This window comes from Streptomyces sp. NPDC048565, assembly GCF_040650935.1.
Lineage (GTDB): Bacteria > Actinomycetota > Actinomycetes > Streptomycetales > Streptomycetaceae > Streptomyces.
In genome coordinates this window covers 185,677-205,272 of sequence record NZ_JBEZIH010000005.1, presented here as the reverse complement: position 1 = coordinate 205,272, position 19,596 = coordinate 185,677, and the positions used below count along the sequence as shown (strand labels likewise).

Annotated in this window: 14 protein-coding genes and 1 pseudogene; 13 read left to right on the top strand and 2 right to left on the bottom strand. The window is 71.7% G+C overall.

What is annotated here, in order from left to right; translation table 11 throughout:
• Positions 1–249: 249 nt before the first annotated feature.
• From AB0C75_RS08685 to AB0C75_RS08665, 5 genes are all read left to right on the top strand, one after another.
• The gene (locus AB0C75_RS08685; RefSeq protein WP_362888455.1) at positions 250–2,322 is read left to right on the top strand and encodes a protein kinase; all 2,073 of its coding nucleotides are present in this window, start codon (positions 250–252) and stop codon (positions 2,320–2,322) included.
• A 168-nt stretch (positions 2,323–2,490) separates the two neighbouring features.
• Positions 2,491–5,349: a protein kinase gene (locus AB0C75_RS08680; RefSeq protein ID WP_362888453.1), complete on the top strand. Its 2,859-nt coding sequence runs from the start codon at positions 2,491–2,493 to the stop codon at positions 5,347–5,349.
• Positions 5,350–5,466: 117 nt separating this feature from the next.
• Positions 5,467–7,146 carry a protein kinase gene (locus AB0C75_RS08675; RefSeq protein ID WP_362888451.1) on the top strand — a complete coding sequence of 560 codons (1,680 nt, stop codon included), beginning with the start codon at positions 5,467–5,469 and terminating at the stop codon, positions 7,144–7,146.
• Between the two features lie 147 nt (positions 7,147–7,293).
• Positions 7,294–8,931 (top strand): succinic semialdehyde dehydrogenase, encoded by a 1,638-nt coding sequence (locus AB0C75_RS08670; protein ID WP_362888449.1) that lies wholly within the window; start codon positions 7,294–7,296, stop codon positions 8,929–8,931.
• Positions 8,932–8,975: 44 nt separating this feature from the next.
• A complete protein-coding gene (locus AB0C75_RS08665) occupies positions 8,976–10,823 on the top strand; it encodes a GMC family oxidoreductase (protein ID WP_362888447.1) in 1,848 nt (615 codons plus the stop codon).
• A gap of 432 nt (positions 10,824–11,255) precedes the next feature.
• Here the strand turns inward: AB0C75_RS08665 and AB0C75_RS08660 are convergent, their stop codons facing one another.
• Positions 11,256–11,558: a chorismate mutase gene (locus AB0C75_RS08660; RefSeq protein WP_362888445.1), complete on the bottom strand. Its 303-nt coding sequence runs from the start codon at positions 11,556–11,558 to the stop codon at positions 11,256–11,258.
• A gap of 313 nt (positions 11,559–11,871) precedes the next feature.
• Between AB0C75_RS08660 and guaA the strand changes: the two genes are divergently transcribed.
• From guaA to AB0C75_RS08635, 5 genes are all read left to right on the top strand, one after another.
• Complete coding sequence (gene guaA / locus AB0C75_RS08655) at positions 11,872–13,458, top strand: glutamine-hydrolyzing GMP synthase (protein ID WP_362888443.1); 1,587 nt, start codon at positions 11,872–11,874, stop codon at positions 13,456–13,458.
• A gap of 116 nt (positions 13,459–13,574) precedes the next feature.
• Positions 13,575–14,183 carry a Uma2 family endonuclease gene (locus AB0C75_RS08650; protein ID WP_362888441.1) on the top strand — a complete coding sequence of 203 codons (609 nt, stop codon included), beginning with the start codon at positions 13,575–13,577 and terminating at the stop codon, positions 14,181–14,183.
• A 42-nt stretch (positions 14,184–14,225) separates the two neighbouring features.
• Complete coding sequence (locus AB0C75_RS08645; RefSeq protein ID WP_362888440.1) at positions 14,226–14,993, top strand: class I SAM-dependent methyltransferase; 768 nt, start codon at positions 14,226–14,228, stop codon at positions 14,991–14,993.
• Positions 14,994–15,122: 129 nt separating this feature from the next.
• Positions 15,123–16,391: a hypothetical protein gene (locus AB0C75_RS08640; protein ID WP_362888438.1), complete on the top strand. Its 1,269-nt coding sequence runs from the start codon at positions 15,123–15,125 to the stop codon at positions 16,389–16,391.
• An 88-nt stretch (positions 16,392–16,479) separates the two neighbouring features.
• Positions 16,480–16,995 (top strand): DoxX family protein, encoded by a 516-nt coding sequence (locus tag AB0C75_RS08635; RefSeq protein ID WP_362888436.1) that lies wholly within the window; start codon positions 16,480–16,482, stop codon positions 16,993–16,995.
• Here AB0C75_RS08635 and AB0C75_RS08630 read toward each other — a convergent pair.
• The gene (locus tag AB0C75_RS08630) at positions 16,992–17,813 is read right to left on the bottom strand and encodes a class I SAM-dependent methyltransferase (RefSeq protein WP_362888434.1); all 822 of its coding nucleotides are present in this window, start codon (positions 17,811–17,813) and stop codon (positions 16,992–16,994) included. The genes AB0C75_RS08635 and AB0C75_RS08630 overlap by 4 nt on opposite strands.
• A gap of 63 nt (positions 17,814–17,876) precedes the next feature.
• On the opposite strand from AB0C75_RS08630, the gene AB0C75_RS08625 reads away from it, so the two are divergent.
• From AB0C75_RS08625 to AB0C75_RS08615, 3 genes and pseudogenes are all read left to right on the top strand, one after another.
• The gene (locus AB0C75_RS08625; RefSeq protein ID WP_362888432.1) at positions 17,877–18,509 is read left to right on the top strand and encodes a TetR/AcrR family transcriptional regulator; all 633 of its coding nucleotides are present in this window, start codon (positions 17,877–17,879) and stop codon (positions 18,507–18,509) included.
• A 158-nt stretch (positions 18,510–18,667) separates the two neighbouring features.
• Positions 18,668–19,097: pseudogene (locus AB0C75_RS08620) on the top strand (hypothetical protein).
• A gap of 47 nt (positions 19,098–19,144) precedes the next feature.
• Entirely contained in the window at positions 19,145–19,588 is a 444-nt protein-coding gene (locus AB0C75_RS08615) for a hypothetical protein (protein WP_362888430.1), read from the top strand.
• Positions 19,589–19,596: the final 8 nt, after the last annotated feature.

The window sequence follows — 19,596 nt, the reverse complement described above, 5'->3', positions numbered from 1 at the left end:
TCACCGAGCGGCGCCGGAGCGGGCCCCCTGGCGGTACATCTCCTCGCCGCCGGGGGCCTCGTGGCGTGCCGGTGAGGCGGACCGGGGGGCCCTGCCCTCGACGCCGAGCCGGGGGAGGTAGGACGATGCGGTCGTGAGGTGTGGTTCGCTTGGCGGGCGACGACCGACCCCGGACCCGGCACCATGACCGGTCCCGGGGTGAGGGACAATGAACGCTCTGCCAGGGCGGGTTGATCGCAGAGGGGACGCATGTCGGAGGCGGAGCAGGCGCGGGAGCCCCAAGGGGACAAGGACGGACGTCTCCTCGCGGGGCGTTACCGCCTCGGGGAGGTGCTCGGCCGGGGCGGCATGGGCACGGTCTGGCGTGCTGCCGACGAGACGTTGGGACGCACGGTCGCGGTCAAGGAACTGCGGTTCCCGTCGTCCATCGACGAGGACGAGAAGCGGCGCCTCATCACGCGAACCCTGCGTGAGGCGAAAGCGATCGCGAGGATCCGCAACACCAGCGCGGTGACGGTCTACGACGTGGTCGACGAGGACGACCGGCCGTGGATCGTCATGGAGCTCATCGAGGGCAAGTCCCTCGCCGAGGTGATCCGTGAGGACGGGACGCTGACGCCGAGGCGCGCTGCGGAGGTCGGCCTCGCCATCCTCGACGTGCTGCGCTCGGCGCACCGTGAGGGCATCCTGCACCGCGATGTGAAGCCGTCCAACGTGCTGATCTCGGAGGACGGCCGGGTCGTCCTGACCGACTTCGGGATCGCCCAGGTCGAGGGTGACCCCTCCGTCACCTCGACGGGCATGCTCGTCGGTGCCCCTTCCTACATCTCGCCGGAGCGGGCCCGTGGCCACAAGCCGGGGCCGCCCGCCGACCTGTGGTCGCTGGGCGGGCTGCTGTACGCGAGCGTCGAGGGCCGCCCGCCGTACGACAAGGGCTCGGCCATCGCCACGCTGACGGCGGTGATGACGGAACCGGTCGAACCCCCGGCGAACGCGGGCATGCTGGAGGAGGCCATCTACGGTCTGCTGGCCAGGGACCCCGACGAGCGGCTCGACGACGCAGGGGTGCGTGTCCTGCTCAACGCGGTGATCAACGCTCCGGAACAGCCGGTCGCGCCGCCCGCCGACTCCACCCAGATCATGGCGCTGCCCAAGATCGGTGACGACACGGGCAGCAAGAACGACAAGGGCAGCAAGAACGGCAGGAGCAGCAGGAGCGGCGGCAAGAAGGCGGCGGCTGCCGCCGCTGCCGCCGGAGCAGCGGCGGGCTCAGGAAGACCGGACACCGGTGGTCCGGCCCCCGCGGGCCAGGCCTCCGGCGCCGCCTCCTCCGCCGCGACCGCCCCGGTCGGCGCGTCCGGGACCACGGAGAGCGCGGGGGACCGGCTGCGCGGTGCGCTGCGGTCCGTACGCAACGCGAAGTCCCCGTCGGCCGCCGCTGTTCCCCCGGTGCCTCCGCAGGCGCCGGGTACCCCGGCCGCCACGGCATCGGCCTCCGGCCCCGCCGGGGGATCCGGGCGTCAGGCCGTGACGCGGGCGTCCATCACCGATGTCGTGCCGCGCCGCACGCTGGCGGTCATCGCCGGTGTCGTCGTGCTCGCCGTCCTCGCTACGGTCCTGGCGCTCACCCTCGGCGACGACGACAAGGGCAACGAGGGCGGTGGCTCCAAGGACGGCACCGCCGCCTCCTCGGGTGCGACGGCCGACGGCGACGCCGAGCCCGCCACCGGCGGAGGCTCGGGCAAGGACGAGGACGAGGACAGCGCCGAGGACGGCGGCAAGGACGGCCAGGGTGCGGGCGAGGCGTCCGGCGACGCCTCCGCCTCGTCGGACACCGACGAGGCGACTCCGGACCCGGACGCGCTGCCCGACGGGTACAAGAAGGTCACCAACAAGCAGTTCCACTTCTCCATGGCGATGCCCGAGAACTTCAAGTTCGACGGCATAGCGGGACAGAACTCGGGTGCCATCTACAACGCCGACGGCGGCTTCCCCCGCGTCCAGATCGACTACAACTCCTCCCCGAAGGACGACGCCGCCGCTGCCTGGGCCGGGGCGGTCGCGGCCACCAAGAGCCTGAGCAACGGCTACAAGCACATCCGGATAAAGAAGGTCGACTACAACGGCTACCCGACCGTCGCCGACTGGGAGTTCACCCGGAACCAGCAGGGCATGCGGGTCCGTGTCCTCAACAGGGGCTTCAAGGTCGACGCCACCCACGGCTACTCGATCATGGTCAGCTGCAAGGCCGACGCGTGGAAGGACGACGAGTGCCGGACGCTGCGCGAGACGGCGTTCGCCACGTTCGAGCCGACCAGCTGACCGGTCGGGTTGCGGTGACCGGCCGCGCGGCTGCGGCTTGCCACGTATTGTGAGAGGCCGAGGACCGTACGCAGCCGAAGTGATGGGTCAATTGCACAGCAAGTGACCGCGATTGACGGATTGATGCGGTCTCGGTGACCGGGGGACAGCGCGCTCTGGGGAGGCGTCGTGGACGACTACGCGGGTCGGGTACTTGCCGACCGCTACCGCCTTCCGCTGCCCCCGTCCGATGCCTTCGAACTGGTCGAGACGCGGGCCTTCGACACCTACAGCGGACAGGAAGTCCTGGTGCGGCAGGTGCCGTTACCGGAGGTCGTGGACGCGGAGGTGCTGGACGCCGACGGTCTGCCATCGGCCAGGCGCGCCACCGGGCGTACGGTGCGGCGGTCCACGGATCCCGCGGTCCGGCGGGCGATCGAGGCCGCGCAGGCGGCTGCCCAGGTGCCCGACCATCCGCGTCTGGACCAGGTCTTCGACGTGTTCGCCGAGGCGGGATCGCTCTGGATAGTGAGCGAACTGGTCGCGGCCAGGCCGCTCGCCGCGCTCCTCGCGGAGCGGCCCCTCAACCCCTACCGGGCCGCCGAGATCGGCTCCGACGTGCTCACGGCGCTGCGGGTGCTGCACGCGCACGGCTGGACGCACCGCAACATCACGGTCCGCACGGTGCTGGTCTGCGACGACGGCCGCGTGGTGCTGACGGGTCTTGCGGCGGGCGCGGCCGAGGAGGCGCTGTGCGGCTATGTTCCGGGGCCCCGTACGGATCCTGACGAGGAGAACGCCTACGGTCCGCCGGCGGTCGAATCGGGCCCCACCGGGCCGTACGAGCCCCCGGCCGTGGAGTCCGGGCCGTACGAGGCCCCCGCGGTGGAGTCCGGTCCGTACGAGGCCCCCGCGCCCGACGAGCCGGACTCCGCCCTGCCCTGGGCCGACGTCCTGCCCGAGTCCGACAGCCCGCCCGCGCCGGAGGCCCTGCCCGCCCCCAGGGCGTCCAGCGACGGAGTGCCGGCCCCCGGACCCCGCGCCGAGATCGAGGTGGCCCCGGCCCACGCGCCGCCCCACGCCCCGCCTCACGCCCTGCCGGTCGCGGAGCCCGGGGAGGGCAGTGCCGCGCAGCTGCGCGCAGCCCGGGCCGGAGCCATCGCCGCCTATCGCGCGGGGGCCCGCGCCGCGGCGCGCGCCGGCGAGGACCGCAGGCGCGCGGAACACGACCGCGCCGACGCCCCCGGCGCGGAGGAGCCCGCGGAGCCCGAGGGCGCGGAGGGGTCCACCGCACCCCCCGCCGTCCCTCCCGCTCCTGGACGGCCGCAGCTGACCGGTACCTGGGGCAGGGCGGCCGACGACCCGTACCCGTATGCGTACGACGACGATGACGACGAGGATGACGACGACGAGGGCCCCGGGCCCACGCCCCCCGGCCGGCGCGTCCACCTCGCCGGCACCTGGGACGACGGCCCCGGCTCGGGCCGCCCCGTGCCCGCGGGCGGCTCCGGAGCGCCGGGCGGTTCCGGCGAGGACGCGCTGCGCGCCGACTCCCGGCGCCTCGGCGCCGGGCCCGTGGAGCGCCAGGACCGGCTGCCGCAGCCGGTGGCCGCCCGTACCGCGCCCGCCGGGGGGTGGGACGAGGTCGTCGCGGGAAGCGGCAGCACCCCCGCCTATCGCGGCCCGGCGACCCCCCTCGCCGCCGAACGCGCCCGGCAGGCCCGTATCGCCGTGGTCGGTGCCGTCACCGAGCGGTGGGCGCCCGAGCAGGCGGGACCGGTCCATGACAACTGGCAGCTCGCCCCGCCCATCGGCCCCTCCACCGACCTGTGGGCGCTCGGCGCGCTGCTGTACCGCGCCGTGCAGGGCCACGCGCCCTATCCGGAGGAGAGCGCAGCGGAGCTCGTCCAGATGGTCTGCGGTGAGCCACCCGCCTTCGCGGAGGAGTGCGGTGCGCTGCGGCCCGTCGTCGAGTCGCTGCTGCGTCAGGACCCCACGGAGCGCCCCGATGTCGAGGAGCTGAGCGGCTGGCTGCGTTCCCTCGTGCGCTCGGCCCCCGAGCCGGAGGCGGGGGCCGACATCGTCACGCTGCCGCCCGCCGACGCCACCCGCCTCCCGGTCGTACGCCGTCGGGGCGAGCTGGTGCGCCGCCGCTGGGGACGCGGTGGCGCGGCGCAAGGCCGGCACCGTCAGGGAAAGGCGCAGCGCCGCGAGAAGCCACAGCCGTACGAGCAGCAGCAGGTGCAGGAGCCGCCGCCGTACGAGAAGCCGGCGCGCGCCCCGCGTGAGCCCAAGGGCCCCAAGGTGCTGCGCCAGCCGCCGCCGGGTGGCCGGGCGCCGCGCCGGCTCGGCCGGCTGCTGCTGGTGCTGATCCTTCTGCTGATCGTGGCAGCCATCGCCTACGCCGTGTTGTTCATGCCCAGGTCGGGATCCGGTGCGGAGTCGGGGGCCGCGCCCTCGGGCTCCGGCGCGCCGGCCGACCCGGGTGACGGCAGCAGCCCGTCCGCCGGTGCGACGAAGGCCGGCGGGTCGTCGGGGTCGTCGGGCTCCACCGGGTCGGAGAAGCCGCAGACCAGCCGCTCCGCCGTAGCCCTCGCGAAGGGCTACAAGCTGCGCAAGGACGCCGAGGGCTTCGAGATCGGTGTGCCGGAGGACTGGCAGCGCAGTCCGGCGGGTTCGGACCGTCAGGTCCACTACGGCAGCGACGGTTTCACCGTGCTCGTCGTGCCCGGCCGGGACACCGTCAAGGCCAACGGGAGCGACCCGCTGGACTACCAGCGCACCGCGGAACCCGAGTTGAAGGCCTTCCGGGAGTCCAGCTGGGCCACCTCCACCGGTCTGCGCCGTGTCGACGTCGGGCGCCAGGCCATGGCGGAGGGTCAGTTCACCTGGCAGGAGAGCGGCGGCCGTCAGGTGTACGTCCGTAACCTGGTCATGATCGTGGACGGCAGGTACCACGTCATCCAGGTCATCGGCCCGGAGAACGAGCGGGACAAGGTCTCCGAGATCTACGAACAGGCGATGTCTTCGTACCGCGTGGACTCCTGACAGGGCGACAGCGGAACGCGACAAGCATCACAGTGAGGTTTCGTGGGGGAGGGGAGGTTACGTCGTACGGTCTCCCCTCCGTACCCTGTCGTCCCAAGGAACGGGGCGAGGACACACGTGGAACACGCGCAGGGCACGAACTCGGGAATCCTGCTGGCCGGACGGTACCGGCTGGGTGACGTACTGGGCCGGGGCGGCATGGGCAAGGTGTGGCGTGCCCAGGACGAGGTGCTCCACCGGACCGTCGCGGTCAAGGAGTTGACCGCCGGGCTCTATGTCGCCGAGGCCGACCGTGCCGTGCTGCACGCGCGTACGCAGAAGGAGGCGCGCGCCGCGGCCCGGATCACGCACCCGGGAGTCGTCACCGTCCATGACGTCATCGAGTACGACGACCGCCCCTGGATCGTCATGCAGTACGTCGACGGGCCCTCCCTCGCCGACGCGACCAAGGATTCGGGCGAGGTCGTCCCGCGTGAGGCGGCCAGGATCGGGCTCCATGTGCTGGGCGCGCTGCGGGCCGCCCACGCTGCGGGTGTCCTGCACCGGGACGTGAAGCCGGGCAATGTCCTGCTCGCGCGGGACGGCCAGGTCCTGCTGACCGACTTCGGTATCGCCGCGATCGAGGGCGACTCCACCATCACCAGGACCGGTGAGCTGGTGGGCTCCATCGACTATCTGGCACCCGAGCGGGTGCGCGGCGGCGATCCGGGCCCCGCGTCCGACCTGTGGTCGCTGGGTGCCACGCTCTACACGGCCGTCGAGGGCGCCTCGCCCTTCCGCCGTTCGTCCCCCATCTCCACCATGCAGGCGGTCGTGACGGAGGAGCCGCCCCCGCCGCTGCGCGGGGGCGCGCTGGCGCCCGTGATCACCGCGCTGCTGCGCAAGGACCCCGCGGACCGGCCGACGGCCGAGGAGGCGGAGCGCATGCTGCTGGACGCGATGGAGGGGCGGAAGCCCCGGGCCGCGCAGGCGCACGTGCCGACGCAGCGGGTCTCCGAGGACGACATGCGGGCCTTCTCCGCCCCGGACGGCTCCACCACGCACCTGCCCCAGCCCCTGCCCGAGCAGCCGGCGCCCCCGCACACCACGGTGCCTCCGCACACCACGGCGTCCACCCCCGTCCGGCGGGCCCGGCGACCCTGGCGCACCGCGCTGCTGGTCGTCCTGGCCGCCGCCCTGATCGGCGGGGCTGTGGGCCTGGTCGCGATGAAGACGGGGAACGCCTCCGCAGGGGCGAAGGAGCAGAGCACGGCGGGCCCGCCCCCCGAGGCGTCCTCCACCGGGGCCGCGGACGATCCATTTGGCAAGGAGAAGGACAAGCAGGGCACGAAGAAGGTCCCCGACGGCTGGAAGAAGGTCACCGACCCCGAGGGCTTCAGCCTCGTCGTGCCCGACGGCTGGGAGCGGCAGCTGAACGAGGGCCAGATCGACTACACCCCGGACGGCGGAGCGCACCGCATCCGGATCAGCCTCGATCCGCAGCCCGACTACGCCGACTCGTACGCGCACATGCAGGGCATCGAGAAGGACCTGGCCGTGCGGCTGCCCGACTACCAGCGGCTGACGCTGGAGGAGAACATCTTCCGCGACCGCCCAGGCTCTTTCTGGGAGTTCACCTGGGTCGAGTCCAAGGACTTCCCAGGACCGCGCCACGGCATCGACCAGATGTACTTCGCCGAGGCGGGCGGTCCGGAGTACGCGTTCTTCATGACGGGCCCCGAGGACGACTGGGACGAGACCGAGAAGCTGTTCGAGACGGTGCTGCGCGGCTGGGAACCGCCGGAGCAGACGGGCTGAGGGTCGGGGGATCGCCCCTGATCAGCGGTTATGCCGCCAGTGATCACTGGCTGTATGGCGGGGTGCGGCGTGGAGTCTTTGGCAGGGTCTGTGAAAACTGTTACCCACGGGTACCCAAAGTGGGCGGGCCGACATACTCTCGCCCTCATGACGGACTCGCAGGCCTCCACGCCCACCTCCGCCGCCTCCGGCACGCGCGTCGGCACCAATCCGGTGGCCGCCGCCCCGGCGGGCGCGCGCACCGCCGCCGATGTGGTCACACCCGAGGTGATCGCCCGGCTGACACGTGACGTCGCCGGCTCCGGCCGCACGGCCAACCACAGCCCCTTCACGGGGGAGAAGCTGGCCGACCTGCCCGAGTCCACTCCCGAGGACGTCGCAGCCGCCTTCGACCGCGCCCGTGCGGCCCAGCCCGCCTGGGCCGCGACCCCCGTCCGGGCCAGGGCCGCCGTGCTGCTCCGCTTCCACGACCTGGTCCTGCGTCGCCAGTCCGAGGTCCTCGACCTCATCCAGCTGGAGACGGGCAAGGCCCGGCTGCACGCCCACGAGGAGGTGCAGGCCGTCACCGTCGCGGCCAGGCACTACGGGCGCAGGGCCACCTCGTACCTCAAGCCGAAGCGGCACACCGGGGTCGTCCCGACCCTCACCAAGGTCACCGAGCTGCGCCAGCCGCGCGGGGTCATCGGCCAGATCGCCCCCTGGAACTACCCGCTCGAACTCTCCGTCGGCGACGCGCTCCCCGCCTTCGTCTCCGGCAACGCCGTCGTGATGAAGCCCGACACGGAGACCGCGCTGACCGCCCTGTGGGCCCGTGACCTCCTCATCGAGGCCGGACTGCCCGCCGAGGTGTTCCAGGTCGTCATCGGCGAGGGCCCCGTCGTCGGCCCGGAGGTCGTCAGCCGCGCGGACTACGTCTCCTTCACCGGCTCCACCAGGACCGGCCGCGAGGTCGCCCAAGGAGCTGCCGCCCGGCTCGTCGGCGTGTCCCTCGAACTCGGCGGCAAGAACGCCATGCTCGTCCTGGAGGACGCCGACGTGGAGAAGGCCGCGGCGGGCGCCGTCCGCGCCTGCTTCTCCTCCGCGGGGCAGCTCTGCATCTCCATCGAGCGGCTGTACGTCCACGAGTCGGTGGCCGACGCCTTCCTGGAGCGCTTCGCCGCCCGCACGAAGGCCATGCGGCTCGGCAACTCCCTCGCGTACGGCGCCGACATGGGGTCACTCGTCGGCGAGCGGCAGCTGGAGACCGTCAGCCGGCACGTGGCGGAAGCCGTCGAGAAGGGTGCGACGCTCGTCGCGGGCGGCGTCGCCCGCCCCGACATCGGCCCGCTGTTCTACGAGCCGACGATCCTCGACGGCGTCGAGGCACCCATGGCCGTCTGCGGCGAGGAGACCTTCGGCCCGGTCGTCTCCGTCTACCGCTTCGGCGACGACGACGAGGCCGTGTCCCTCGCCAACGCCACCCCCTACGGTCTCAACTCCAGCGTCTGGACGAAGAACGCCGGGCGCGGCCACCGCGTCGCCGCCCGGCTGCGGACCGGCACCGTCAACATCAACGAGGGATACGCACCCGCGTACGGCAGCGTCCAGTCGCCCATGGGCGGCATGAAGGACTCCGGACTCGGCCGGCGGCACGGCTCCGAGGGCATCCTGAAGTTCACCGAGGCCCAGACGGTCGCCCAGCAGCGGCTGATCCCCCTCGCGCCGGCCTTCGGGATGGACGACGAGAAGTACGCCGCCTTCATGAACCGCAGTCTCAAGGCGATGAAGGCCTTCCGGCTGCGCTGACCCCACCCCCACCCCTACCTGCCCTTTTCGTACCGAGGAGAGCCATGTCCCAGGACAGCCCTGCCCAGAAACAGGCCGACCTGTCCGCTCAGGCGGACGACGACACGAACGACGACGCGTACGACTACGACGTCATCGTCGTCGGCTCGGGCTTCGGTGGCGCGGTCTCGGCCCTTCGGCTGAGCGAGAAGGGATACCGGGTCGGTGTCCTGGAGGCGGGCCGCCGCTTCACCCGCGCGACGCTGCCCAAGAACTCCTGGGACATCAAGAACTACCTGTGGGCCCCCGCGCTCGGCCTGTTCGGCATCCAGCGGGTGCATCTGCTGGGCAAGGTGATGGTGCTGGCCGGCGCGGGCGTCGGTGGCGGCTCCCTCAACTACGCCAACACCCTGTACGTGCCGCCCACCCCCTTCTTCGAGGACCGCCAGTGGGCGGACATCACCGACTGGAAGGACGAACTGGCGCCGTACTACGACCAGGCGAAGCGGATGCTCGGGGTGCGGCTCAACCCGACCGAGACCCCGGCGGACGTCCATCTCAAGTCCGTGGCCGAGGCCATGGGCGTCGGTGACACCTTCCACCTCGCCCCGGTCGGTGTGTTCTTCGGCGACGGCCGGGACGCCGACGGCACGGCGCGTACGAAGCCGGGCGTCGAGACCCCCGACCCCTACTTCGGTGGCGCGGGCCCCGCACGCAAGGCCTGCTCCCAGTGCGGGGAGTGCATGACGGGCTGCCGGCACGGCGCGAAGAACACGCTCAACGAGAACTACCTGTACCTGGCGGAGAAGGCCGGTGCCGTCATCCACCCGATGACGTCCGTCGTCGCGGTCACGGACGGCCAGGACGGCGGCTACCGCGTGTCGACCGTGCCCACGCACCGGCGCCGTAAGGCCGCACCGTCCGTGCTGCGGGCCCGGAAGGTGGTCATCGCGGCCGGTACCTACGGCACCCAGACCCTGCTGCACACGATGAAGGACGAAGGGCTGCTGCCCCGGCTGTCGTCCCGCCTCGGCGAGCTGACCCGCACCAACTCCGAAGGCCTCGTGGGGGCGCAGACCAGCGACCGCCGCTACCGCAAGAAGCACGGCACCGCCAAGGCCGACTTCACCCGGGGCGTCGCCATCACCTCGTCGATCCACCCGGACGCGAACACCCACATCGAGCCGGTGCGTTACGGCAAGGGGTCCAACGCGATGGGCGCGATGACCATCCTCCAGGTGCCCTACAGCACCCACCGAGTACTGAGCTGGTTCGGCAACGTGGCCAAGCATCCGCTGCTCCTGGTGCGCTCGCTGTCCAACCGGCGCTGGTCGGAGCGGACCATCATCGGGCTCGTCATGCAGTCGCTGGACAACTCGCTGACCGCGTACCGCAAGCCCGGCGGTGTGGGCAAGGGCCTGCTCACCGCCCGGCAGGGCCACGGCTCGCCCAACCCGACGCAGATAGCGGAGGCCACCCAGGGCGCGACACTGCTCGCAGAGGAGATCAACGGCTTCCCGGGGTCGAACATCGGGGAGCTGATGGGCACCCCGCTCACCGCGCACTTCCTCGGCGGCTGCCCGATCGGGGCGAGCCCGGACGAGGGCGTCATCGACCCGTACCACCGGCTGTACGGACACCCGGGCATCTCCGTGGTCGACGGCGCCGCGGTCTCCGCCAACCTGGGAGTCAACCCGTCGCTGACCATCACGGCGCAGGCGGAGCGCGCGATGTCCTTCTGGCCCAACAAGGGAGAGGCGGACCCGCGCCCCGCGCAGGACGCGGCGTACGAGCGGCTCGCAGCGGTGGAGCCGAAGGCGCCCGCAGTGCCTGAGGAGGCGTTCGGGGCGCTGAAGCTGCCGTTCCTGGGGATGCCGGCGGTGCCACCGAGGACGGCGGCGTCGGACACCTGAGCCCGGTCCTGGCGCCCCGTGGGCGGCCGGTCCGTGACCGGCCCGACCGTGACCGGCCCGACTGCGACGTCCGGTCCGTAGGCGGCCGGTGTGACGTCCGGTCCGTAGGCGGCCGGTCCCGGGCGTCCCCGGAACCAGCCGCTCTTGGGTGACCGGTCCGCTGTCCCCTGCCGACCGGTCACACGCGCCGGGCCGTGGTCCCACGACGTACCTGAGGTACGTCACACGTCCCGGCGGAGCCACGCGTGGATCCCAACCGATGCCGCCCCTGGCTGGCACGGACACCAGGACCAACGAAGCCGTGCGGGGCGCGGTCACGCGCCGTACGGGTGAGACCGCGCCCGAACGCGGGTGCGGCCGTACAGCCTTCCCGGCCGTGAACCGTCCGCCCGTGCACGTCCCGGCCGGAAGCGCACCGTCCCGCCCCTACGGTCACACCCGGCCGCGGCACAGCTCCAGCAGCGTCATGGCGAGTGCCGTGCCCGGCTTGCCCAGGGCGTCGCTGTAGTGGTTGAGGACGTCCATCTCCCGGGAGAGGTTCACCCGGCGGCCCCCGGACGTGATCCTGGCCTCCTGGATCACCGCCGATACGGCCATCCGTTCCTGGACGAGGCCGATGATCCGGTCGTCCAGCGCGTCGATGCGCGCCCGGGCGCCCCCGATCAGGGACGCGGCCTCGTCGGTGTGCGCGCCGGTCCGCTCGGCGGCGGTCTTCGTGGGTGCGGTGCTGGTCATCTGTGACTCCTGGTGGGCCGAAGGCCCCCGGAGCGACGGGTCCGGAACGCCAGAACGCCCCGGGCCTGTGGCCCGGGGCGCCTGGAAAAGTTGCTTGTCAGTTGCTCAAGCAGCACGACCATGGCAGCCGGCGGGCCGGGTGCCATAGGTAAAGACGAAGGTCGTGTGCTGATGCATGGGGCAAGTATGGACCCGCTCACCGGCGGGGTCCACGCCGGGCCCGGATGGTGAGACGGGAGCCCGGCGGGGCGCTGCTCCACGGCCGGTAGAATTGGGAGGACCGACCCCCTCTCCACCGCCGGAAGGCCGCCCCGTGCCCGCAGCACCCCCCGCCGCCCCCGACACCACGACCGACGTCGTCCTGGTTGTCGACTTCGGCGCGCAGTACGCCCAGCTCATCGCCCGACGCGTCCGTGAGGCCCGGGTCTACAGCGAGATCGTCCCGTCCACGATGCCGGTGGCCGAGATGCTGGCCAAGAACCCCCGGGCGATCATCCTCTCCGGCGGACCGTCCTCGGTGTACGCGGAGGGCGCGCCCAGCCTCGACCGTGCGCTGTTCGAGGCCGGCGTCCCGGTCTTCGGCATGTGCTACGGCTTCCAGCTCATGGCCACCACCCTCGGCGGCACGGTCGACGACAACGGCGCTCGTGAGTACGGCCGCACCTCGCTCGCCGTCTCCAAGGCCGGCTCCACCCTCTTCGAGGGCACCCCCTCCGAGCAGCCGGTCTGGATGTCGCACGGCGACGCCTGCTCCGCCGCCCCCGAGGGCTTCACCGTGACCGCGTCCACGGACGTCGTCCCGGTCGCGGCCTTCGAGAACGACGAGAAGAAGCTCTACGGCGTCCAGTACCACCCGGAGGTCATGCACTCGACCTACGGCCAGCAGGTCCTGGAGCACTTCCTCTACCGGGGCGCGGGCATCGAGCCCACCTGGACGACCACCAACGTCGTGGAGGAGCAGGTCGCCCTGATCCGCGAGCAGGTCGGCACCAAGCGCGCCATCTGCGGCCTCTCCGGCGGCGTGGACTCCGCGGTCGCCGCCGCCCTCGTGCAGAAGGCCATCGGCTCCCAGCTGACCTGCGTGTACGTCGACCACGGTCTGATGCGCAAGGGCGAGACCGAGCAGGTCGAGAAGGACTTCGTCGCCGCGACCGGCGCGAAGCTGAAGGTCGTCGACGCGGAGAAGCGCTTCCTCGACGCCCTGGCCGATGTGTCCGACCCGGAGCAGAAGCGGAAGATCATCGGCCGCGAGTTCATCCGCGTCTTCGAGCAGGCCCAGCTGGAGATCCTCCAGGAGGACGGCCCCGAGGTCGCCTTCCTCGTCCAGGGCACCCTCTACCCGGACGTCGTCGAGTCCGGCGGCGGCACCGGCACCGCCAACATCAAGTCCCACCACAACGTGGGCGGGCTTCCCGACGACATCGAGTTCCAGCTCGTCGAGCCGCTGCGCCAGCTGTTCAAGGACGAGGTCCGGATGGTCGGCCAGGAGCTCGGCCTGCCGGACGAGATCGTGCAGCGCCAGCCGTTCCCCGGCCCCGGCCTCGGGATCCGTATCGTCGGCGACGTCACCAAGGAGCGGCTCGACCTGCTGCGCGAGGCCGACGCCATCGCCCGCGAGGAGCTGACGGCGGCCGGCCTGGACCGTGACATCTGGCAGTGCCCCGTGGTCCTGCTCGCGGATGTCCGCAGCGTCGGCGTCCAGGGCGACGGCCGCACCTACGGCCACCCGATCGTGCTGCGCCCGGTCTCCTCCGAGGACGCCATGACGGCCGACTGGTCGCGCCTGCCGTACGAGACGCTGGCGAAGATCTCCACCCGCATCACCAACGAGGTCGCCGACGTCAACCGCGTGGTGCTCGACGTGACGAGCAAGCCGCCGGGGACGATCGAGTGGGAGTGATCCCCGCCCTCTGAGGTCAACGCCGATGCCGTCGCTCATTCGTCTGGGCGGCGGCATCCGCGTATCGGGTGGGTACGCTGGCCGAGGAGACGAGACTCTGCCCCATGGGAGCAATCATGAGTGCCGCACCCGACGATGAAGTGGCCGAGCACTACCACTACCCCGTGCCCCCGCCCCAGGGCTGGGTGGCGGAGGACCTCGATCGGCTTCCGGACCTGCCGCGGCACACGGAGCTGATCGACGGGGGTCTTATCTTCATGAGTCCGCAGACCAGGTTTCACATGCGGACCATGCGTCTGCTGGAGAATTCCCTCCTTGACCAGGCACCGGACGAACTCGATGTATTTCGTGAGTTCAGCGTCAAGCTGGACAGCCGGAACCGGCCCGAGCCGGACGTGCTCGTGGTCTCGTTGGACGCGGATACGGGCCCCAAGGAGACGTGTCTCCGACCGGAGGACGTCCTTCTGGCGGTGGAGGTCGTCTCGGAGGAGTCCGCGGTCAGGGACAGGGATGTCAAACCCCGGAAATACGCCGCCGCCGGTGTCGTGCACTTCTGGCGGGTCGAGCAGGGTAGCGACGGTCTGCCCGTCGTATACGTCTACGAACTCGATCCCACTCTCAGGGCGTACACCGCGACGGGGATCTATCACAACACCCTCAAACTCGACGTGCCCATTCCCCTCGACATCGACCTCACCGCGGTCCACCGGCGGCGCACCCGCTAAATCGATGGCAGCGCTCCTCCGCCGGTGGCATGGTGCATTCCCATGTCCGCCGAAGAAGTCCGCGCCCTCATGTCCGCCCCCGGCAACCACCGCCTCACGTGGAACACCCCGCTGTCCGAGGAGCACGCCGCCCAGCTGATCTCGGCCTGCGCCCCGGCTCCCGGCGCCCGGATCGCCGACTTCGGCAGCGGCTGGGGCGAGCTGCTGATGCGTCTGGTCGAGGCCGCGCCCGGCTCCACCGGCGACGGCATCGAGACCGACCCGGACGCCGTCGCGCGGGGTCTGCGCCTGGCGCAGGAGCGAGGCCTCACCGACCGGGTGCGGTTCCACGAGGTGCCGGCCGCCGAATACCGGGGCGACCCGGAGGGGGACGGCTATGACCTCGCCGTCTCCATCGGCGCCGCGCACGCCTGGCCCGGCGGCACCCCCGATGCGCTGAAGGCCCTGCGGGCAGCCGTGCGCCCCGGCGGCAGGGTGCTGTTCGGCGACGGGTTCTGGGAGCGGGAGCCCTCGCCCGCCGCGCTGGAGGGCCTCGACGCGGTGCCGGACGACTTCGAATCGCTCCTGGGCCTGGTCCGGCAGGCGGAGGCGGCCGGGCTGCGGGTGCTCCAGGCGACTGTCGCCGACCAGCGTGAGTGGGACCTCTTCGAGTCCGCCGCCAACATCGGGCGCGGCGAGCGCTGGGCGCTGGCCCATCCCGGGCACCCGCTGCACGCCGAGGTGACCGAGGCCGTCGACGCCCGCCGCACCGGGTACTACGGGGGATACCGCGGAACGCTCGGCCTCGCCTACCTCGTGCTCAGCGCCTGAAATTCGCACATTTCTACGACACCCGCCCCAGGCCCGCCCCGATGCGGGACGAGACCGCTCCGTACGGCACAATTCGCGGTAATCACAGGCGAGTTGGTTCTACCAGGGCGGGAAAGGGCGGCGTTCTCCGTGGCGTTGGACGAGGCGAGGGCGCACAGTGCGCACGGCGGTGGCTGTACGTGCGGCGACTGCCCGCACGGAGCACGCGAAGGCCACCGGCGGGCCGTGGCGGCCTTCCTCACCAAGCGGGACGAACTCGCCGCAGGTCAGGGCCTGCCAGGCGGCGTCGCCCAGTCGGTGTCCGCGTCGCGGCAGTGGGTGTCGGACGAGTTGACCGAGTCGGCCCGTACGGTCGCCGACCGCAGCCGTGAGGCCGGTGACGCCTGGCTCCACGCCCTCTGGCGGCGCACCCTTGCCGTGGTCTGGGGCGGCGTCGCCCTGCTGGCCATCGGAGAGGCGGCCACCGCCATCGGCGCCGGCTGGTCCACCGCCCGCACGGCGGGCCTGCTCGCCGCACTCGTCACCGCCGGCCTGCTGACCGGCGCCGCCCGCGTGCACCGGGGCCGCGGCGGCCTCCTTGCCCCGCTGATCGGCGAGGACAACCGGCTCTCCACCTCCCGTACGGTCGCCGCCTCCTGGGTGCTGCTCGCCGTCTTCGCCGTCCTCGTCCTCGCGCTGCAACTGGCCGGGGCATCCGCCCACGCGGACCGGGACGCGCTGATCGAGGGCCTGGACCTGGTCCGGTCCGCCGGTGTGCTGGCCGTGCTCGCGTTGGTGTGTGCGGTCGCCGTCGTCGTACGCCGGGTGGTCACCGTACGCGTGCTGGGGCAGCGGCTGCAGAAGCTGCGGGCCGACCGCCCGCGGGCCTCCGATCTGCTGACCGACGACTCCGGGCGCGGCAGCTTCACGGACGTGCAGTACGTGCTGGTCAGCACCGTCGCCGTGCTGTTCGCCGTGGTCCGCCTGGCGCGCCGCCCCGAGCAACTGCCGGATCTGCCGTGGGGCCTGGCGGTCCTGGTGGCCGTATCGGCGGCGACGTACTTCGCGGGGAAGTACGCGGAGGGCGGCCGGCCGGTCATCCTGTCGGTCGTCCGTTCCAGGGAGGCGGGGGACCTCGACGCCCCGATCCGTACGGGCGACGACATCGAGATCCGCGGCGCCGGATTCGTGCCTCCGGGCTCGGGGACCCCCGACCGGCTGGCGCGGGTGGTCGTCAGGATCGGGCGGGTGCATGTGCATGTGCCGCTGATCCCGGTCACCGGGGGGTTCGCCAACCCCGCGGACACCGTGCTCACCGTTCCGGTGCCCGTCGAGGTGGAACCCGGCGTCGTGGAGGTACAGGTCGTCACGGCGGCGGGAGTGGAGACGAACTCCTGCCGTATCGATGTCACGGACTGAGCCGCACGACCGAGCCGTACTCCTGGTGACCCGGGCCCCACGGGCGTACGTATGGTCTGTTGAAAGGCCAACGGAAAGAGGGGCAGTGATGCAGGGGTACAGGGGCGGTTCCTACGGGCTGGACGAGCCGAGAAGTCTCCGGGACCAGGCGGGGCAGTACGCGCTCCTTCCCCTGCGGATCTTCCTCGGCGTCACGTTCGTCTACGCGGGCCTCGACAAGCTGACCGACAGCGCGTTCCTGTCGGCGAGCGGGGCCGGGTCCATCGGCGAGATGATGCACGCCGTACGCGACAGCGCGGCGATCCCGGGCCTCGTCGATCTGGCCCTGAAGAGCCCCGAGGGCTTCGGCTACGCCATCGCGATCGGCGAACTCCTCGTCGGCCTCGGCACCCTGGCCGGCCTCCGGGCGCGGGTGGCGGCGCTCGGCGGGGTGCTGATCTCGCTGAGCCTGTGGCTGACCGTGAGCTGGCAGAGCACGCCGTACTACTACGGCAACGACCTCCCGTATCTGTTCTGCTGGGTGCCTCTCCTGCTCGCGGGCGCGCCCTACTGGTCACTGGACGCGCTGTTCGGGCGCCGCCGGCGAGGGGCGTGGGGCCGCTAGCCGGCGCGTACCGCGGTCGCGGCCAGGGTGGTGTAGCTCATCGTGAAGCTGCCGCCCAGCGCGTCGATGGCGGCCCCGACCGCGTCCAGGATCTCCGCCAGCTGATCGGGGCGGAGCCGGGTGAGTCCGCCGGTGCTGGGCAGCAGGTCCAGCCACTCGTCGCGGGTGTAGGGCCGCTCCCAGTCGAATCGCCACTGCTCGGGCTCCTCGAACTGCCCGGTCTCGCGGATCGTGTCGGCGAACCGCTCGTACCCCGACCGGTAGAGGTCGAGCGGTCGCCGGGCCGGCTGGCCGCTGAGCAGGGAGTCGGGTGCCGCCCGCCGGTACGCGGCGGCGAACGGCTCGGCCACCTCGGCGGGTGGCTCGTACACATGGCCGAAGATCGCCAGCCGTCCCTCTGGGCGCAGCACCTGTGCGGCCTTCGCTGCGCCGACGACCGGATCCACCCAGTGCCACGACTGGGCGGCGACGACCGTGTCGAAGGTCCGGCCGGCGGGCTGCCAGTCCTCGAAGGCCGCCACCTCGACCTCCAGGCCGCGGGCCCGCGCGAAGCCGGCCATCCGCGCGTCGGGCTCGACGCCCAGCACGGTGCGGCCGGCGGCCTGGAACTGGCGGGCCGCGATGCCGGTGCCGGTGCCGATGTCGAGCACGTCGGGTCCTGGACTCCCGGCGATGATCCGGGCCACCAGCGCGTCGGGATAGCCGGGCCTGACCCGGTCGTAGCGTGGTGCGTCCACGCCGAACGACTCGGCTGTCCGCCGGGCCTCGTACGGCTTCGAGGGCGGTGGTTCCGGTTGCTCTCGCGGTAGTGTGGGCATGCGCCCACTTTAGTGGGCACATGCCCACTGGGCAATGGGCGCCGATACGGAGAGGATCTGTGGATGCCGACCGGGGTGCACCTACGCGACGCACGACAGCAGCTGTTCGACGCTGCCGAACGCGTGCTTCTGCGGGACGGCCCCAACGGGCTGACCAGCCGGGCGGTGACCGACGAGGCGGGCTGCGCCAAAGGCGTCCTCCACCGGCACTTCGCCGACTTCGACGCCTTCCTCGCCGACCTCGTGCTCGACCGGGCCGCCCAACTGGAGCTCCAGGCGGGCGCGCTGCGCGAGTCCGTGGGCGCCGGCACGGTGGCCGACAATCTCACCGAGGCGCTGACCACCCTGTTCGGACCGATCCCGGTGGCGATCATCCCGCTCATCACCTTCCGGGACGAGCTGCGCGCGCGGCTGCGGCAGGCCAGGCCCGGAGGCGGCATCGCGATCCTCGCCGAGGCCACGGCCGCGATCTCCGCCTATCTGGCCGACGAGCGCGAGCTGGGGCGCCTCGCGGCCGACGCCGACATCGACTCCCTCACGCTCTCCCTGGTCGGTGGCGGGCATCTCGCGTTCGCGGACCGTGACCGTGAACGGGACCGCGAACGTGACCGTGATCCCGGTCCGCCGACCACGGATGTCGTCGGCAAGCTCGTGACAGCGGTCATCGCCGACGCCGTGCAGCGACGACCGGCCTGAGGGCCTGCCGGGCCTGGCGTATGTGGGAGAGGCCCTTCGATCGTGAGTAATTGGTATCAGTACGCCGCCGGAGGGTGTGCCTCACACGCAAGTTGTTAACGTGATCGGAGCGGCGGCGGCCACACAGGCCTGCCGACGTACGGGGAAGGGGCCGGCGCATGGCATGGGACGAATGGGAACAGCTCAAGGGCGATGTCGCGGAGAGGAACTCCGCGCGCATGCAGCTCAACGAGGCCCCCGCGCCAGGCGGGGGCGGCAGCTCCAGCGGGTGACCTGGTCGTGCACGACGACCAGTTGGGGAAGCTGGGCAACACGGCGTACGAACTGCGTCAGCAGTTCAGCACGGACAGCGACTTCGCCCGCGCCAGTACGTTCACCGCGTCGATCGACCTCTTCAACGACGGTCTCGACATGGGCTCCGCGCTGACCGAACTGCACGACGCGTGGAACAGCCAGACCAGCACCCTGAAGGAGGGGTGCGCGCACATCTCGAACCACTTCGACTTCACGCGCGCACAGCACTCCAAGGACGATGTCCACATCGATACCTCGATCTCCGCGTCGAAGATCGACGAGTACATCAAATAGCTCGCACGCACTGATCACCACCGATAGCTACGGGGCTGGGCAGCGTTATGGCAGCAGAAGCGATGACGGCGCAGGAACTCACCGATCTGCGTCTGGGCACCTTGGACACCGCGGTGTCCGACTGGTCGACCATGCACACGAAGCTCAGCACCCTGGCCACGGGTGGTGGCGGTACGAGCGCCAAGGCCCTGGAGACACAGGCGAACGCGGCGGACTGGAAGGGCGAGAACGCCACGGTCTCCAAGCAGTTCGTCACCAAGATCGCAGCCGAGTTCCAGGACGTCGCCGGCCAGGCGAAGAGCGTGCACGGAATCCTGCGGGACGCGAGCGCCGACTTCAAGAAGCACAAGGAAGCGCTGCAGACCGTCATCGACGACGTCGCCAAGCACAACATCCTCATCAACGGCAGCGGCAGCGCGATCGTCTCCGTCCCCTCGGGCGCGGCGGCCGGCGACGCCGACCTGCCCGACAGTGCGCCGAAGATCGGCTGAGGGCGAGC

Excerpts from the sequence above, each read along its gene's own strand:
- AB0C75_RS08625 (WP_362888432.1), top strand. The coding sequence starts at position 17,877 with ATGCCGACCGGGGTGCACCTACGCGACGCACGACAGCAGCTGTTCGAC.
- AB0C75_RS08650 (WP_362888441.1), top strand. The coding sequence starts at position 13,575 with ATGAGTGCCGCACCCGACGATGAAGTGGCCGAGCACTACCACTACCCC.
- AB0C75_RS08630 (WP_362888434.1), bottom strand. The coding sequence starts at position 17,813 with ATGCCCACACTACCGCGAGAGCAACCGGAACCACCGCCCTCGAAGCCG.
- AB0C75_RS08670 (WP_362888449.1), top strand. The coding sequence starts at position 7,294 with ATGACGGACTCGCAGGCCTCCACGCCCACCTCCGCCGCCTCCGGCACG.
- AB0C75_RS08645 (WP_362888440.1), top strand. The coding sequence starts at position 14,226 with ATGTCCGCCGAAGAAGTCCGCGCCCTCATGTCCGCCCCCGGCAACCAC.
- AB0C75_RS08660 (WP_362888445.1), bottom strand. The coding sequence starts at position 11,558 with ATGACCAGCACCGCACCCACGAAGACCGCCGCCGAGCGGACCGGCGCG.
- AB0C75_RS08615 (WP_362888430.1), top strand. The coding sequence starts at position 19,145 with ATGGCAGCAGAAGCGATGACGGCGCAGGAACTCACCGATCTGCGTCTG.
- AB0C75_RS08665 (WP_362888447.1), top strand. The coding sequence starts at position 8,976 with ATGTCCCAGGACAGCCCTGCCCAGAAACAGGCCGACCTGTCCGCTCAG.
- AB0C75_RS08635 (WP_362888436.1), top strand. The coding sequence starts at position 16,480 with ATGCAGGGGTACAGGGGCGGTTCCTACGGGCTGGACGAGCCGAGAAGT.
- AB0C75_RS08685 (WP_362888455.1), top strand. The coding sequence starts at position 250 with ATGTCGGAGGCGGAGCAGGCGCGGGAGCCCCAAGGGGACAAGGACGGA.